Genomic DNA, 13,578 nt, shown 5'->3' with positions numbered 1-13,578 from the left:
ATGGCAGACCAAGCGAAATTTCAGAAAATGTTAGAGGTGCTTCTCATGCTTGATTGCAAGTATGGTAGAACTATCTCAGAACTTTCGGATCGCTTTGATATTTCTCAAAGGACGGTGTACCGCTATTTTGATACTTTCAAACAGGTGGGCTTTGTCATTGAAAATAACAACGGCTATTTCAGGATAGATAAGGAAAATGCTACGGCACAAGATATTAGCCAATTACTACACTTTACCGAAGAAGAGGCTTTTATTCTAAGTAAAACCATTCATGCCATTGATGAAGATTCAGAATTAAAAGAGAAGCTAGTCAAAAAGCTTTACAGCCTTTATGACTTTGATAGAGTGATTCATGCTATTACCAAAAAGGAAGAAACGGAAAACATCTATAATTTAATCCAAGCCATTAAGCAACAAAAACAAGTGGTGTTAAAGGAGTACAAATCCGGTAACAGCAAGAACATTCGGGATAGAATTGTAGAGCCTATTGATTTTACCATCAATTATACCGGAGTTTGGTGCTACGATACCGAAGACCAAACCAATAAAATTTTCAAGGCTTCGAGAATTGAAGAGGTGGAAATTCTGGATAATGATTGGCAATACAAACCCAAGCATCGAGTAGGAATAACGGATATTTTTAGAATGCAAAGCTTTGAACCCATTGCTATTCAGCTTCAATTGTCCTTAGTAGCTTACAATTTGATTTTAGAAGAATTTCCATTGAGCGAAAAGTGCCTCAAAAAAGTAGATGATAACAACTACCTGCTTACCACAGAGGTTGGTAATTTCTTAGGAGTTGGTCGCTTTGTTTTAGGCTTACCCGGTGAAATTGAAGTAGTCTATCCGCAAGCTTTTAGGGATTATTTGAGTGAGAAAAGATCAATTTAATTTTATTTTGACGCTAGTTGACAAATTCTTTACATTTCTTTGTCAAGAATTTTAAAGGAACTGTCAAAATGAAGAAAATATTTTACCTAGCTTTTATAGCGATTTTAGCCTCTTGCTCATCACCATTGGAGAATAAATACAGTGATGCCACTTTTGAAAATGATTTAAAAGCCATTAAGGAAGCCAATGCTTTAGATAGCACAGAAACTATGCTTCTAGCAGGGTATTTTATGCGTGCTAAACTATTGAAAGAACCTCTTGATGGGAAAAGCTACTCCCAAATCTTAGAAGAGGCAAAAGCCTTTAAAAAGAAGCAAGAGGAAGAAGAGCGTATCCAACAAGAATTGGCAGAAAAAGCTAAAAAGGAAGAGAAAGAACGAATTGCTCGTTTGAAAAATGCCTTGACCGTTACCATTTACGACAAAGGATTCACTGAATACAACTACCAAGATTATATCACCTACAAATTCGCTTTTGAAAATAAGACAGATAAAGACATCACAGCATTTACTGGTCAAATGGTGTTTTTAGATCTTTTTGATAAAGAAATAAAGTCGTTGAATTTGACCTATGATGATGGTGTGAAAGCTAAATCAACAACCAATTACAGTGCTCAAACAGACTATAATCAGTTTATGAATGATGATCAACTCTTAAAGTCAAAGTCATTAAAACAAATTAAGCTGCAATGGAAGCCGGAGAAAATTCTATTTGCAGATGGAACAACCTTGCAATAACCCAAAAATTAATATCATGAAAAAAACACTATTAGTAATGTTAATGGGAATGTTTGTATTCTCATCGTATGCTCAAACTACTAAAGAAGTAGAAGTAAGTAACGCAGAAAAATTTTCAACCTCTTCCGGAGCCCTCATAAAAAAAGACTATCTCGAAATTGGAGATATTAAAGGAGCTAAAGTTCAAGTGGTAAAGTTTCAGGACTTAATCTCTGACAAAAGCACAAGTGCAATAAAATTTGAATACGAAGTTAAATCAAGTTATAGTACTGATACAAAGCAGGCTTTATTGGATGTTGATGAAATTGATGGCTTAATGAAGTCAATTAAAATTATGCAAGAGAAAATTTTCCCTTCTACATCAGAAAACTATTCTGAGGTGATATACAGAAGCCGTGGAGGTTTTGAAGCCGGATGTTACTGGAGTAAAGGTAAGTGGACCACTTATTTGAAGTTAGAGAAATACGATGGTAAAAGTTATGTGTTTCTTAGTCAGGAGGATTTTACTACTCTTTACAGCTTTTTAGAGCAAGCCAAGGGAAAACTATAAATTCCTCCAATGCTCCCAAATAATCACCATGGCAAGCGTATCCAGTTTGCAATAACGTAATAAAGCCTCTTTGTAGGCTTTTTTTATTTCCGGTTGGTGTTTACTGATACCAAAGAGCATATCCTCATAAGCACGCATAGCTCCGGTTCCTTCGTTCACCTTTTCGGCATTTTCCAATAAGTCGATAGGTGGCAAATGTTTGTATGGGTTCTCAATTATTCCGTCTTCGCCACGGTGCAATAAATTGATCCCTTCGTCAAAATTGGATAGCCAGTTTTCGGTGCGTTTAGACTTGTTAGCAGCCAAAACAGCCGGCAGTGTTACTTTGATACTGGTACGTCCTTTCATTACCGGGTGGAAATAGTATTTCAATGCCAAATCGTTCATGTCCACAAAGGCTCCGGCTCCATTTTTATCAAACTTCACCACGTATTCCAACCATCGTTTTAATCCCGGAATAGACTGATTGTACTCTTCCATTTGGTAATAGATGTTTCGCAAGGTGGTATTTTCATGCGAGCTCCACATCAAAAGTGTACCATCATAGCCGACCTTATTCATCAAACTTTCTGCAAAGGCAAAACTTGGGAATTTAGGATCGCTATTGAGCCACTCACTATGAATTGGTTCGGATCCGGGTTGTTTAATGGTATGGCAACTCCATTGAAAAGCACTCATTTCATAAGGTCGCATGCCTTTGTGAAAAGGTAATGCCGTAATACAGGTTTCAAAGTCTATAAAATGCAGCGGATATTTCCATGAGTTGATTTCTTCTTTCAATTCCCTGGCTATCCATTCCGATTGAGCTTTGGTATTGTTAATCTGTATCAATCTGCGTTCACCCCAAACGCCTTCAATAGCTTTTTCAGGCAAGGCATCTACATCCAGTTTTTTATCTCCAATTAGATTATTAGCAACGGATTCCTTGTTTTCTTTGATATTCCCCAAACGGTAAACATCTCTGATATGTAATTCCGGTTCCGGCATTCCTTTCCAACATTCATGGTAGCCGTTTTTATCATCTCCTGCATTGTATTCACAAGAGAAGCAATTTATATTCAAAGGTTCCTGAATTTTAGTCTCTTGCTGCAAACTTTCAGAATAGAGTTTAATGGCATTTTTAATGATGGAACTGTGTTTGTTTACTTCATCGTTTACATTCACCTTTACCATAAAATCATCCTTTCGGATAATTTTAGGATCACCGATAAATTCAATCTCGTAAAACTTAAACTGATTGTGAGCTTCTACTTCTTTGAGCTCAAACAAAGCATTTAAGCCATCTATTTGTGTTCGCTTGGCTTTGTCCGGAACAAACAGAAAACAGTCGATATGAGCATTCGGAAATACTTCTTGTAAAAGCTCCTTTTGAAATGCAATATCCTCTAGGTATTCATCCCAACCTTTGTCAAATTTCGGGTTATCAGAATCAAAGCCTTTGGACTTTACCTCAATAATTTCAAAACGATTGCCTTCCTTGACTAAAATATCAATGGCAGCGACTTTTCCTTCCGTTAACAAAGCCGGTTCAAAAAGGACTACATTTTCTTTTTGTAGTTCTTCTTTGGTTTGAGTAATGGCACTCTTTAGTCCGAGTTCGTTTTGTATGCGAATACCTTCCGGAAAATGAAGTGTAGCCAATTTACCAACGGCATAACCACCTTCGGCAAGGTATTCCATGTATTCGTTACCATCATTGGCAGATGGGTAGCCGTTTTTCTTGTAATAGAGCTTGGTCGGGCAGCTACGGGCTACCTTAAAATCGGACTTGGATAATATTTTTGAAAAGTCGGTTTTCATGTTAATTCAACGCCTTATACCAATAGAAAAATGCTGCTTTGTCTCTCGACTTTTTGAGTTTGTTCAGGAAGTTCAGCTCTCCGGTGATTTCCAGTTTACTGATGTCCTGACCGTTAAACTTTTCTATAGATGTATAGTCTTTGTTCTTTAATTGTTTGGTGAGGTAGGCTGCCTTACCTGCTGCAAGTATGGCATCCTCTATTTTGAAGTTTTCAGCGATCAAGAAGCCTTCAAACCTGCGTATTCCGGTGGTGAGTTCGGTAAATCTTGTTTTGTCCGGCTCTCCGGTGTTCTTGGTTCGTTTGGCTATGAGTAAGGAAGTGGTGAAAATATCATCCAGTATCTCCGTTAAGCCAATTTCAAGTTCACGGTAGTTGATTTCCTTGGTTCCAATTTTCTCAAAGCTCAACGCAATTTCCTCTACGTTATCCGCTTCATCGAACAGGCAACCAATATCAAAAAGCTGCTTGATGATTTCTTGCTCTTTATCCTTATCGTACAAAATACCAACTGTATTGGGTGCAAATGCCGTGAGTTTGTCTCCTAGAATGGATTCAATAGACGGTACAACTACTTCTAAAACTTCTTCGGATTCAATCCATTCCGATTGAATGGGAGCCGATAATAATCTAGGGTAATCGGTTTGTTCAAATAGAATATCCAACAACACAAAATGAGCACTTTGATTGAGGCTCGATTCATAATCAAATTCGTAATGAGCTTTGGGTACACCTTCCTTGTAGCTTCTTCTGTCTTGCAGCTCCCATTTATTGAAATGTGAGTTTGCTACTACTTTCTCCAAGACGGCTTCAACTTCCTCTCTGCTTTGAGTGGTAATAATGTCAATATCTACCGAAAACCTTCTCGATTTAGAAAGCAACAATACCAAACTCGTACCACCTTTAAAGGTGAAATTCAAACCATGAGCTTTGAGCTGCTGCAATAAAGAAAGTGCCTGAATCATTTTCTCCAATACCGGAGGGTTGATCCGCTTAAAATGCTTTTGTTGCTTAAAGCCGTTGATCCATTCTTTGGTAAAACAATGTGCTTTTATCATTCTAAAATATCTTTAACAAAGTCACCAAAGTTGTTCTCTAAGTAACTTTTAATTTGTTCTTCTTTATTTCTTCTTCTAGCGTAGCTAATAAGTTTGGTGAAGTTTATTTGATAGCGTTTTAAGGCATTTTCAAACAGCGTATCCATTTCACTTCCCTGAATGGCATAGAAGGTTACGGCATCGCTATACACATCAATTAGTATTTTCTCTATGGTCGGTACATAGATTTTATCCTTTGATTTCTCCTTTGCTGCGACTTTCTGTTTTGGTGAACGGCTGATAAGTGGTTTGATAATGATGGAAATTTCACTTTCCACATATCTTTCCATGATGTCCTCTTTGGGATCGAGGTACACGCGGTACTGTTTGGATTCGGAATACGCATTGAATACTTCCTCTACAAAATCCTTTTCAACCTCCAGTATATAAAAGAAGGTTCCCAATTGATGTCGGGTAAAATCATTAAGCCATTCTGTACTCCAAAGGCAGTAATCCAACTCATCAAACTCTTTGGCTATAATCTTGGATAATCGAGCCAGTTTATCTGATACAAATGGTATGTAAGCTACTTTGTCAGAAATAATGTAAACGCCTAACTTCACTTGGTCAATCACTTTGCGTTTCACCAAATCATGTATTCTCCAAGTTAAAACACTTTCTGTGATTTCCGGATCCAAATCAGTTAAAAAGGAACTGAGGGAATCTCGGTCGAAATGCCCTTTGCCTTTGAAATGCTTCGATATTTGACGGTCAATGATTTTAGACATAGCTCAATTTTGCCAGTATTTAACTTTTTAGGCAAATTATAGATTTACTCATAATTGCCAACAGTGCAAATATAGTGACATTTTTTAGAAATACTCATTTTTGCCAGTAAAATGTATTTACTGGCATTTTTGAGTAACTTTTTAAGAAGCTGAATTTATCCCCTTAATAAATTCCAATACCCTTTAATTTATCTCTAGGATAAATTAAATCCCTTCCTTTTTTGTACCGACCGATCTCCGGTTTTTGCCTTAAAGTTTGTCCATAGATAAACACTCACCAAAGGACAACTTTCGCCCTTTTTCTCGCCTTGTTTTCCCCTGACCTTAGCATCTCAATTGGTTTAAAAACCGCACAGTTCAATTCGGAAGATTTAAAAATTTAAAACGATACAAAATGAAAAATACTGATTGGAAATCAATTGGCATTATGGCAGGAGTTTCACTAGGAGTTTTTGTGATTGGTACAATCCTAACCAAAAAAGTGATTGATCCTGCTATGGAGAAAGCAAAAGCAAAAAAGCTAGCAGAAAGCAGCGAAACAAAGAAGTAGTTCCAAGGTGGGACTACCTGAATTTAGTTACAAACACTTAAAAAAGCATTCAAAATGAATCCATATAACGATGAGTTGATGGCATACGAAGATGATGCCGAAGACAGATACGATGACTACGATGGGTATGAAGAAGATGACTTCGATACCGGTTTTGAAGGTCATGAAGACAGTTATTACGATGAGGATGAATACTACGATGAAGAAGTAGAATACATCCCTGCCGATGATGACGACATGTACGATAGTTACAAAACAAATTCTATCGGACGCATTGATCCGAACGACCGTACCTTAACCGTAGTAGTAAAAAACACTTCCGGAGCCGATGCAGAAGCCATTCTGTTTGGAGCAAACGAAGAAGCAGCACAACCTGCCGGTGTAACGGTAAGTGTTGAAGAGAGTTCACACAAAGAAGTAAGGGAGGAATCAAAAGCCAACCCTTTCAAGATTGTGGGAATGAAAATGTCGGTTTCCAATCCGTTGCAATTTGACAATGTGTTGAAGATCAACAAAAGGACAGCGACAGGAAGCAATTCGGTAAGAGTTTACCAACCAAGAAATGCAACTTCTCCACAAAACTTCACTCAAGGTTTGATTGATGACAACAACTTTGAAGTGGATGTTACCGGACAAGACAGCATTAGATTATTGCTTAAAGATGGTGTAACGGTGGTATTCACCTTCACAATCAAGGCAAGAGCCAACATGGGTAACCTACTGGATGGTAAAAATGTTGCCGAGCTTTCAACTGCTCCAAGAACAACTGGTCTTCCACAATTAGACTTAATCAGAAGTAAAAAGCCGACAGCCTTTGGGTTGAAGCCTAAGAAACTGGTAAAGAAGATTGTCAGAAAGAGACCTAGTCCTGTTAAACGCAGACGTGGTATTTCAATGAGAAGACGACCTGGAGGAAGAGGATTCTTACGCAGAAGAAGATAAGAACCTATGCAAGCTGTAAAAGGCTCATAACAGGGACAATTTAAAGCAGCCAAAGTCAGCGTGATAGCTCTTTGGCTGTTTTTGTAAAAACTCAAATTGAAATACGATGCAAAAAAGTTTAACAAGGTCGAAATACGCACAAAATCGCATTGCCTACATCGTGTATGGCAATCCGGATGGTGCACGCAAGTTTTTGTTTGACCAAGGGTATCACGCCCCAAAGAATATTCATGATTTAGTGAAGGCTACTAAGGAACTGGTGAAAACTGAAGGCAAAAGCATTGTTCCGCATCTGTTAACTATTCATCCGGAAAAAGATTTGATTTTGAAACTGAACCAACCACTAGAATCAACAAAGGAAGACAGTTTTTGTGGTTCATGTGGAAGTAGCTCTTTTAATCCTGAATCCAACTTTTGTGGGGCTTGTGGCAACAGCAATTTTGGTGGTGATTCCAACTTGGATGTAGGCGACTACATTGATCAAATGGTAGATATGACCACTTCCCAATTGGAAAAACATTATCAGGAAGTATTAGCAGCCTCCAATAAAAAACCGGAAGACTTATCCCTTATGGAAGAAGTTCAACTGGTTTGGAATGAATTGAGACAACGAAAATTAAAGGCTGAAACCCCAACAAAAGAAGAGACCAAAGACAAAGACCGCTTTTCTGTTTCAAAAGACGGATTGGTGATTTTGGGCTTAACACTGGTTGCCGGTGTACTCATCGGATCCTCCATAAAAAGCAACTAAGATGATTAGAATAGTCAAAGAGGAAAATACACAGGCACTCAATCAGCAATCTAAGGCTGCTCTATCCTTAATTGGTGTAGCGGTTGCTAAAAATCCAAAGCCTTATAAAATGCTTTTGGACAGGTACGGCATTCAGGTTCCAACAAGCGATAAAATATCTCTAGCCAATGGATTGGTTGAAGGTTTAGCCCTTCAAAGCAAAGCATTCAACAGAGAACTTACTGAGCTACTCAGTAATATGGTAGAATCGGAAACCGCCTATAATCCTGATGAAGATGAATACCATTATGTACAAGCCATAGCTGGAGCAATTGCCGGAATATCCGGAGCTGTGGGAAGTATCGTTGGTGGCAAGAACAAGCAGAAAATGGCAAAGGAAGAAGCTCGCAGAGAAATGCTGAATAACATGCTTGCCATGAAAGCCCAGGAACAACAAGCTGCTGCCGAAGAACGCAAGTTGGCAGGCAAGAAAAGTCTCTACATCATAATTGGAGTGTTGGGCATACTGGGCATTATCAGCTTCTTCTATTTCCGGCAAAGAAAAAATTTAATCAATACAAATCCTTCATAAACGATAGATCATGGAAATAAGCAATTATAACTACGGAATAAGTGGTCAGCCAACAAACGAGTGGGACAACTTTTTATGCTTTGGCAGAAAATGTAAGCAACGAAAAGCCGAAAGGCATAAGGTACGAATGGAAAAGCGAAAGCTAAAGAATGATCAACAAAGAGCTGAAACAGAATCTATGAGAGCAGAAACAAGCTTAACCAAGCAATTGGCTTCACCAACATCCGCACCAACACCGCAGATGGCTCCACAAATGATGATGCAACAAGCACCACAACCAACATCAACGGCACAAGCTCCAGCTCCACAAGTGCAAAAAGCAGGCATGGGAAGTCCAGTAATGATTGTCATCGGTTTGCTTGTAGTTGGAGGTTTAGTGTATCAATCCATGAAGAAAAAAGGAGCTGCTGCTCCAGTACAAACTGCTTAAAAATTAAGTTATGATAGCTGCAAACCCGATATATGAATTACAGTTTTATGGGGGTCTTTTAGAAGAGGAAGACAACTTTGTTGATGGCTTAGGAAATGAATTTGAGTACGATGAATTCATTGGTAAGTGGATCAAAAAAAGGAAGGAAAAGCGAAGCCAAAATCCTAAAGTCATTGCTCGAAGAGAAAAAAGGGATGAAAAACGAATTGCCAAAGGCAGAAAGCCAAGGTTTAGTCGTCCTGCTCCGGTGCGAACTTCCAAACCGGTAGTAAAGCAAATTGCTCCCGATTTACCTCCAAAGAAGAAACCCATAATTAGTGAATCACAGGTAAAAAAAGCCCTAGTGGATACCTCTTCTAAATCAGAAGAACCAAGCACTAAACCGATGGAACAATCCGAAACAACGGCTTCGGAAACCACTACCAGTTTAACAACCGAAAGCACAGAAAATCAACCACAACAAGCTTCTATGTTGCCATTTGGCATGAGCAAGAAGACCTTGGTTTTTGTGGGTGTAGGTGTGGCTGCATTGGTAGTAATTGGAATGATAAGAAAATAATGAACAAGCATGGACATACTCGCTCAAATAACGGAAGAAGAAGCAACAACCAACGGAAACTTACCCCAAGGTTTTCTCTTCGCTTCCATCAAGAACGTGGGAACAAGCACAGCTCTTGTGAACAATGTGCCTTTGCCACCGGGAGAAGCCAAAAGCTACCCCTTTGTCGGAAAAGGTTATCAGGCGGTAAACTATGAGCCACAAGGTTCTGCGCTTAGAATATTAAGAATCCTATAACAGGCAATGCCTGAGATAATTATTGAGAGTCTTTGGCAATTTTAGGAAAGTGAGAAGCAAATAGCAACAACATCAAAATAGCGAAACAATGATTGCAGGAGAAACAGAATATATCATACACGGTGGAGAAGATAATTACGATTACTTCTTGAAAAACCTGTTTAAGAAAGATCCCAACAAACAGGCAAAACCCAAACGTACTGCCGAAGAAAAAGCAGCTCGAAAAGAGCAACGCCAACAATGGTGGGGAAAACAAAAAGAAGGTTTTCAAAATGCCGGAGGCGTTGAAGGTATTACCAGTACCATAGGAAATATTGTAGGCTTTTTTAAAGACGACACCCCAACGGATTATGATGTTTCCATGGGTGGGCAACCTGCTCCACAACCGGAGAAAAAAGGCATTTCAAAAGAAGTAATGATTATCGGAGGAATTGCCGTGCTAGTGATTGCTGCATACGGCTTTTCAGTCATGCAAAAGAATAAGAAAGTACAAATCCAGTCCGCTTAATGTTAGTACCAGTACCAACACATAACAATCGTTTTGTTTTGAAGTTAGGAATTAAAGCCCTTCGACCGGTCATTGTTGCCCTTAAAGGTTATGATGCCCACAGAGCTAATTCCTATTATTTCAGAAGAAAGGTTCCTTTCAAGCCTTCGGCAATGAGAGACGGCATGAATTACAAGGAAATTTCGATTGCCATGCCTTTGTCTCCTGAAACCTTATTGGTTGAAATTTACAATAGTGAAACCGGTGAAGAGAATGGCTATGTAATAGAAAAGTTTGAATTGGAAAAAATGGATGCCTCTGAGGTATGGGCTCAACCTGCCATGCATCGTTTCATTGACTTTGCTCAAAACTTTTCGAAATATAGTGGTACATACAAGCCCGGATTTTTTGATTCGCCCGATCATGAGTTTTTGATTCAGTTATTACCGGTTATTAAAGATCAGTTTGGCAACATGATGGTTACCCCTGCAAGAACCAACCGTCAGACCGGTAGAATACAAGTTTCCAATCAGGCATTTAAGCACTTTACCATTCCGGTAAGGATGTTTGTCTTATTGCATGAACGACAACACTTTCAGATACCAACACGAGAAGAGCGTCCCGCAGATTTAGCTGCATTAAAGCTCTATTTGGATTTACAATACCCAAAAATTGAAGCGGTCTACGCTGCTACAAAAGTCTTTGCCATGCACCCTGAAACTGTGGGAAGTCAGCATGTAACAAGAGCTCAGGACATTATCAATTTCATTGACAGGTATCGCAATACCCAAGAAATCATGTTAAACCACAAAGTCAAAGCCGTATGAACAGCAAACAGAAAATAGGGTTATTGGGAGCTTTGGCGGTGGTTGGCACAGGCTATTTCCTTTTCAAAAACGACAAAGAGGAAAAGCCAACAAGTACCTCGGACAAAGAAACTAAGTTGCACGGTGATGATACCGAAAGCAACTTTATTGGTATTTCCAATGCTCGTATTCATCAGGCATTAATGGCTCAAAATCCCAACTATGCTAAAGCCTATAAAAAGGACTTAAAAACATGGGGAACGGTGTCAGGTGTGATGGATGTTTCTAATGACTTTGATGAAGCCAAACGCAAGAAAAAGAAATTAAAAGCCTTTGCTCAAAAGGCATTGGAAGTTCAGAAGAACTACAAGGAAAAGGCAGCTCATTTACCTGAAATATCCAAAACACAAATTACCCTTACCAATAATGGTACTTCGGTTAGAACCATCAATTTATGGGGAGCTAACATGGGTACTTCAATTAGTAAACCATTACCCGGAGATGTTCAGGATCACAAAGTAAACCAAGAAGTACAGACTGGTGTACACCCTCAATATGTAGGCTTTAATTCTTTCAATGGATTAGTGTATGTAGCCAATCAGTTGAGCGATAGTATTACTATCATGGATAAGTCGGGAGCAATTGTAAAAACAGTTGCTTTAGGTAGTGTTTATCCCGGATTTGTTTCTCCGGTGGATGTTGCTTTTAACCCATCCAATGGTGAAGCGTGGGTAGTATGTTCGGTTGAGAATACAATTAGAATACTGGATGCTACGCACAATATTGTTCAAACCATTCCGGTAGGCAATCGACCAACTTCCATTGCCTACAATCCTGAAAATGGCTGTTTTTATGTAAGCAATTTATTGGATAACACACTATCCAGAATTGACAGCTCTACCTACAATGTAGTGGCAACTTTAAATACTGGAGAGGATCCAAGAACAGTTTCGGTGTGGAATCAGCAAGGAACGGTTTGGGTAAGCAATTCAAGTTCAGATTCGGTTAGCGTATTTGATAAAACCGACAATCTGCTAAGTGAAATTAATGCCACAGGAGATTATCCAACGGAGTTTACAGAAACGACTACTAGCTTGTTTTTGATAGCCAAGAACAGTAATGAGTTACTGGAGCTCAACCCACAAACCCAAAATATTGAAAACACTTATCCATTAGGATTTCAACCAAGTGGAATCATCTATAATCCGGTCAATGGATTTTTATACGTTTTGAGCAGTCAAACTGGCTTAACCTATATCTATTCTACTACCGGAACACTTTCAGAGACTTTGTCACTAAACAATGCACCTAACATTGGTATAGCTGCATTACCGAGTGGTGAGGTATTTACAACTAATACAAGTGGTGGCAACCTTTCTTTTATCGGTTATTCCGATAGTAGCAGCGACATTACCATAAATGAAAGTTACCCTGAAAAACGAGCGGAGTTTCAGTTCAAACCTGCACTGGTGAAGCATGCCAAATTTGTGTTTTCAGATGAAAACCGAGCAAGTGGCTTAAAACTGATTCACCAAAGTCCAACAGGGAAACAACACGTTACCCCGATTTCATTCAACAATTACAAAAGTCCACAAAACTACCTCGATGTAGCGGAAGTAACAGCCGTTCGTGGTGATGTAATTGATGGAAAATCTACATGGGAGTTTAAGATAGCTCCCGGACAGACCATTACCATTTTGGTCTATTACAAACAGCTTCAATTCAAATATTTAATACCAACAATTAAAATTTAAAACAATGGGAAAATTAAACTATCTGGTCATTCACTGTACCGCAAGTCCTGAAGGTGCAGCCCTTACTAAGGACGATATTATTCGCATGCACACCAATCCCAAACATTTGGGAGGAAGAGGTTGGAATCGTCCGGGATATTCCGACATCGTGTACCTCGATGGAGAGCTTGTAAACATCATACCATTCAACCAAGACGATCAAGTAGATCCATGGGAAATATCTAACGGAGTTCGTGGCATCAATGGCAATTCAAGGCATGTGGTGTATGTAGGTGGTGTTGATGAAAGCGGTGAAAAACCAAAAGACACTAGGACTAAAGAGCAAAAAGGCACTTTGGAAACCTATGTAAAGTTCATGGTATTACGCCATCCGCACATTCAGGTTTTAGGTCATAATCAAGCTCCCGGAGCAAACAAGGCTTGTCCAAGTTTTGATGTTCCTGAATGGCTTGAAAGCATTGGGATTTCAGAGACAAACATTTACAAAGAAGAAGACTAATGAGAACGGTAATCACATTGGCAATAGGCTTTTGGTTAGGCAGACAAATCTACATTAAGTACGACAAGCAAACAGCTCTTAAAAAAGAAGAGAAAATCAAGAACCGCTTGAAGTCCTTTTTGGAAGATAATGGATTAACCAAAAGTGAAGTGAAGGAAACCACGGAAGAAATTATAGGCATATAAATCAG

Annotated in this window: 18 protein-coding genes; 15 read left to right on the top strand and 3 right to left on the bottom strand. The window is 38.9% G+C overall.

Annotation, left to right across the window (positions count from 1 at the left end; translation table 11 throughout):
- The 3 genes from C1A40_RS05490 to C1A40_RS05480 all read left to right on the top strand — a co-directional run bounded on the left by C1A40_RS05490 (position 1) and on the right by C1A40_RS05480 (position 2,178).
- The gene (locus tag C1A40_RS05490; RefSeq protein WP_102995020.1) at positions 1–891 is read left to right on the top strand and encodes a helix-turn-helix transcriptional regulator; all 891 of its coding nucleotides are present in this window, start codon (positions 1–3) and stop codon (positions 889–891) included.
- Positions 892–959: 68 nt separating this feature from the next.
- Entirely contained in the window at positions 960–1,628 is a 669-nt protein-coding gene (locus C1A40_RS05485) for a hypothetical protein (RefSeq protein ID WP_102995019.1), read from the top strand.
- A 16-nt stretch (positions 1,629–1,644) separates the two neighbouring features.
- On the top strand, positions 1,645–2,178 hold the full coding sequence (locus tag C1A40_RS05480) for a hypothetical protein (protein ID WP_158651291.1): 534 nt from the start codon (positions 1,645–1,647) through the stop codon (positions 2,176–2,178).
- Here the strand turns inward: C1A40_RS05480 and C1A40_RS05475 are convergent.
- From C1A40_RS05475 to C1A40_RS05465, 3 genes are read right to left on the bottom strand one after another with little or no spacing between them, the layout of a single operon-like run.
- Positions 2,173–3,978: a DUF2779 domain-containing protein gene (locus tag C1A40_RS05475; protein WP_102995017.1), complete on the bottom strand. Its 1,806-nt coding sequence runs from the start codon at positions 3,976–3,978 to the stop codon at positions 2,173–2,175. The genes C1A40_RS05480 and C1A40_RS05475 overlap by 6 nt on opposite strands.
- Position 3,979: 1 nt before the next feature.
- Positions 3,980–5,035: a nucleotidyl transferase AbiEii/AbiGii toxin family protein gene (locus C1A40_RS05470; protein WP_102995016.1), complete on the bottom strand. Its 1,056-nt coding sequence runs from the start codon at positions 5,033–5,035 to the stop codon at positions 3,980–3,982.
- On the bottom strand, positions 5,032–5,802 hold the full coding sequence (locus C1A40_RS05465; protein WP_102995015.1) for a DUF6577 family protein: 771 nt from the start codon (positions 5,800–5,802) through the stop codon (positions 5,032–5,034). The genes C1A40_RS05470 and C1A40_RS05465 overlap by 4 nt, the downstream gene beginning before the upstream one ends.
- Positions 5,803–6,196: 394 nt before the next feature.
- On the opposite strand from C1A40_RS05465, the gene C1A40_RS18130 reads away from it, so the two are divergent.
- The 12 genes from C1A40_RS18130 (at position 6,197) to C1A40_RS05410 (ending at position 13,573) form a co-directional block, all read left to right on the top strand.
- Complete coding sequence (locus C1A40_RS18130) at positions 6,197–6,352, top strand: hypothetical protein (RefSeq protein ID WP_158651290.1); 156 nt, start codon at positions 6,197–6,199, stop codon at positions 6,350–6,352.
- 54 nt (positions 6,353–6,406) lie between these two features.
- The gene (locus C1A40_RS05460; protein ID WP_102995014.1) at positions 6,407–7,294 is read left to right on the top strand and encodes a hypothetical protein; all 888 of its coding nucleotides are present in this window, start codon (positions 6,407–6,409) and stop codon (positions 7,292–7,294) included.
- A 106-nt stretch (positions 7,295–7,400) separates the two neighbouring features.
- Entirely contained in the window at positions 7,401–8,045 is a 645-nt protein-coding gene (locus tag C1A40_RS05455; RefSeq protein WP_102995013.1) for a hypothetical protein, read from the top strand.
- 1 nt (position 8,046) lies between these two features.
- Entirely contained in the window at positions 8,047–8,616 is a 570-nt protein-coding gene (locus C1A40_RS05450) for a hypothetical protein (RefSeq protein WP_102995012.1), read from the top strand.
- 178 nt (positions 8,617–8,794) lie between these two features.
- Positions 8,795–9,046 (top strand): hypothetical protein, encoded by a 252-nt coding sequence (locus tag C1A40_RS18125; RefSeq protein WP_158651289.1) that lies wholly within the window; start codon positions 8,795–8,797, stop codon positions 9,044–9,046.
- 10 nt (positions 9,047–9,056) lie between these two features.
- Positions 9,057–9,605, top strand: a complete 549-nt coding sequence (locus C1A40_RS05440) for a hypothetical protein (protein ID WP_102995010.1) — start codon at positions 9,057–9,059, stop codon at positions 9,603–9,605.
- A gap of 9 nt (positions 9,606–9,614) precedes the next feature.
- Positions 9,615–9,842, top strand: coding sequence for a hypothetical protein (locus C1A40_RS05435; RefSeq protein ID WP_102995009.1), 228 nt, complete (start codon positions 9,615–9,617; stop codon positions 9,840–9,842).
- An 88-nt stretch (positions 9,843–9,930) separates the two neighbouring features.
- Complete coding sequence (locus C1A40_RS05430) at positions 9,931–10,350, top strand: hypothetical protein (RefSeq protein ID WP_102995008.1); 420 nt, start codon at positions 9,931–9,933, stop codon at positions 10,348–10,350.
- A complete protein-coding gene (locus C1A40_RS05425) occupies positions 10,350–11,156 on the top strand; it encodes a hypothetical protein (protein WP_158651288.1) in 807 nt (268 codons plus the stop codon). Before C1A40_RS05430 ends, C1A40_RS05425 begins: the two co-directional genes overlap by 1 nt.
- Positions 11,153–12,889, top strand: coding sequence for a beta-propeller fold lactonase family protein (locus C1A40_RS05420; protein ID WP_102995006.1), 1,737 nt, complete (start codon positions 11,153–11,155; stop codon positions 12,887–12,889). Before C1A40_RS05425 ends, C1A40_RS05420 begins: the two co-directional genes overlap by 4 nt.
- Positions 12,890–12,893: 4 nt before the next feature.
- Positions 12,894–13,388: an N-acetylmuramoyl-L-alanine amidase gene (locus C1A40_RS05415; protein ID WP_102995005.1), complete on the top strand. Its 495-nt coding sequence runs from the start codon at positions 12,894–12,896 to the stop codon at positions 13,386–13,388.
- Positions 13,388–13,573, top strand: a complete 186-nt coding sequence (locus C1A40_RS05410) for a hypothetical protein (protein WP_102995004.1) — start codon at positions 13,388–13,390, stop codon at positions 13,571–13,573. Before C1A40_RS05415 ends, C1A40_RS05410 begins: the two co-directional genes overlap by 1 nt.
- Positions 13,574–13,578 lie beyond the last annotated feature (5 nt).

This window comes from Tamlana carrageenivorans, from assembly GCF_002893765.1.
GTDB classification, from domain to species: domain Bacteria; phylum Bacteroidota; class Bacteroidia; order Flavobacteriales; family Flavobacteriaceae; genus Pseudotamlana; species Pseudotamlana carrageenivorans.
This window is presented reverse-complemented; position numbering and strand designations above follow the sequence as displayed.

Excerpts from the sequence above, each read along its gene's own strand:
- C1A40_RS05490 (WP_102995020.1), top strand. The coding sequence starts at position 1 with ATGGCAGACCAAGCGAAATTTCAGAAAATGTTAGAGGTGCTTCTCATG.
- C1A40_RS05485 (WP_102995019.1), top strand. The coding sequence starts at position 960 with ATGAAGAAAATATTTTACCTAGCTTTTATAGCGATTTTAGCCTCTTGC.
- C1A40_RS05480 (WP_158651291.1), top strand. The coding sequence starts at position 1,645 with ATGAAAAAAACACTATTAGTAATGTTAATGGGAATGTTTGTATTCTCA.
- C1A40_RS05475 (WP_102995017.1), bottom strand. The coding sequence starts at position 3,978 with ATGAAAACCGACTTTTCAAAAATATTATCCAAGTCCGATTTTAAGGTA.
- C1A40_RS05470 (WP_102995016.1), bottom strand. The coding sequence starts at position 5,035 with ATGATAAAAGCACATTGTTTTACCAAAGAATGGATCAACGGCTTTAAG.
- C1A40_RS05465 (WP_102995015.1), bottom strand. The coding sequence starts at position 5,802 with ATGTCTAAAATCATTGACCGTCAAATATCGAAGCATTTCAAAGGCAAA.
- C1A40_RS18130 (WP_158651290.1), top strand. The coding sequence starts at position 6,197 with ATGAAAAATACTGATTGGAAATCAATTGGCATTATGGCAGGAGTTTCA.
- C1A40_RS05460 (WP_102995014.1), top strand. The coding sequence starts at position 6,407 with ATGAATCCATATAACGATGAGTTGATGGCATACGAAGATGATGCCGAA.
- C1A40_RS05455 (WP_102995013.1), top strand. The coding sequence starts at position 7,401 with ATGCAAAAAAGTTTAACAAGGTCGAAATACGCACAAAATCGCATTGCC.
- C1A40_RS05450 (WP_102995012.1), top strand. The coding sequence starts at position 8,047 with ATGATTAGAATAGTCAAAGAGGAAAATACACAGGCACTCAATCAGCAA.
- C1A40_RS18125 (WP_158651289.1), top strand. The coding sequence starts at position 8,795 with ATGAGAGCAGAAACAAGCTTAACCAAGCAATTGGCTTCACCAACATCC.
- C1A40_RS05440 (WP_102995010.1), top strand. The coding sequence starts at position 9,057 with ATGATAGCTGCAAACCCGATATATGAATTACAGTTTTATGGGGGTCTT.
- C1A40_RS05435 (WP_102995009.1), top strand. The coding sequence starts at position 9,615 with ATGGACATACTCGCTCAAATAACGGAAGAAGAAGCAACAACCAACGGA.
- C1A40_RS05430 (WP_102995008.1), top strand. The coding sequence starts at position 9,931 with ATGATTGCAGGAGAAACAGAATATATCATACACGGTGGAGAAGATAAT.
- C1A40_RS05425 (WP_158651288.1), top strand. The coding sequence starts at position 10,350 with ATGTTAGTACCAGTACCAACACATAACAATCGTTTTGTTTTGAAGTTA.
- C1A40_RS05420 (WP_102995006.1), top strand. The coding sequence starts at position 11,153 with ATGAACAGCAAACAGAAAATAGGGTTATTGGGAGCTTTGGCGGTGGTT.
- C1A40_RS05415 (WP_102995005.1), top strand. The coding sequence starts at position 12,894 with ATGGGAAAATTAAACTATCTGGTCATTCACTGTACCGCAAGTCCTGAA.
- C1A40_RS05410 (WP_102995004.1), top strand. The coding sequence starts at position 13,388 with ATGAGAACGGTAATCACATTGGCAATAGGCTTTTGGTTAGGCAGACAA.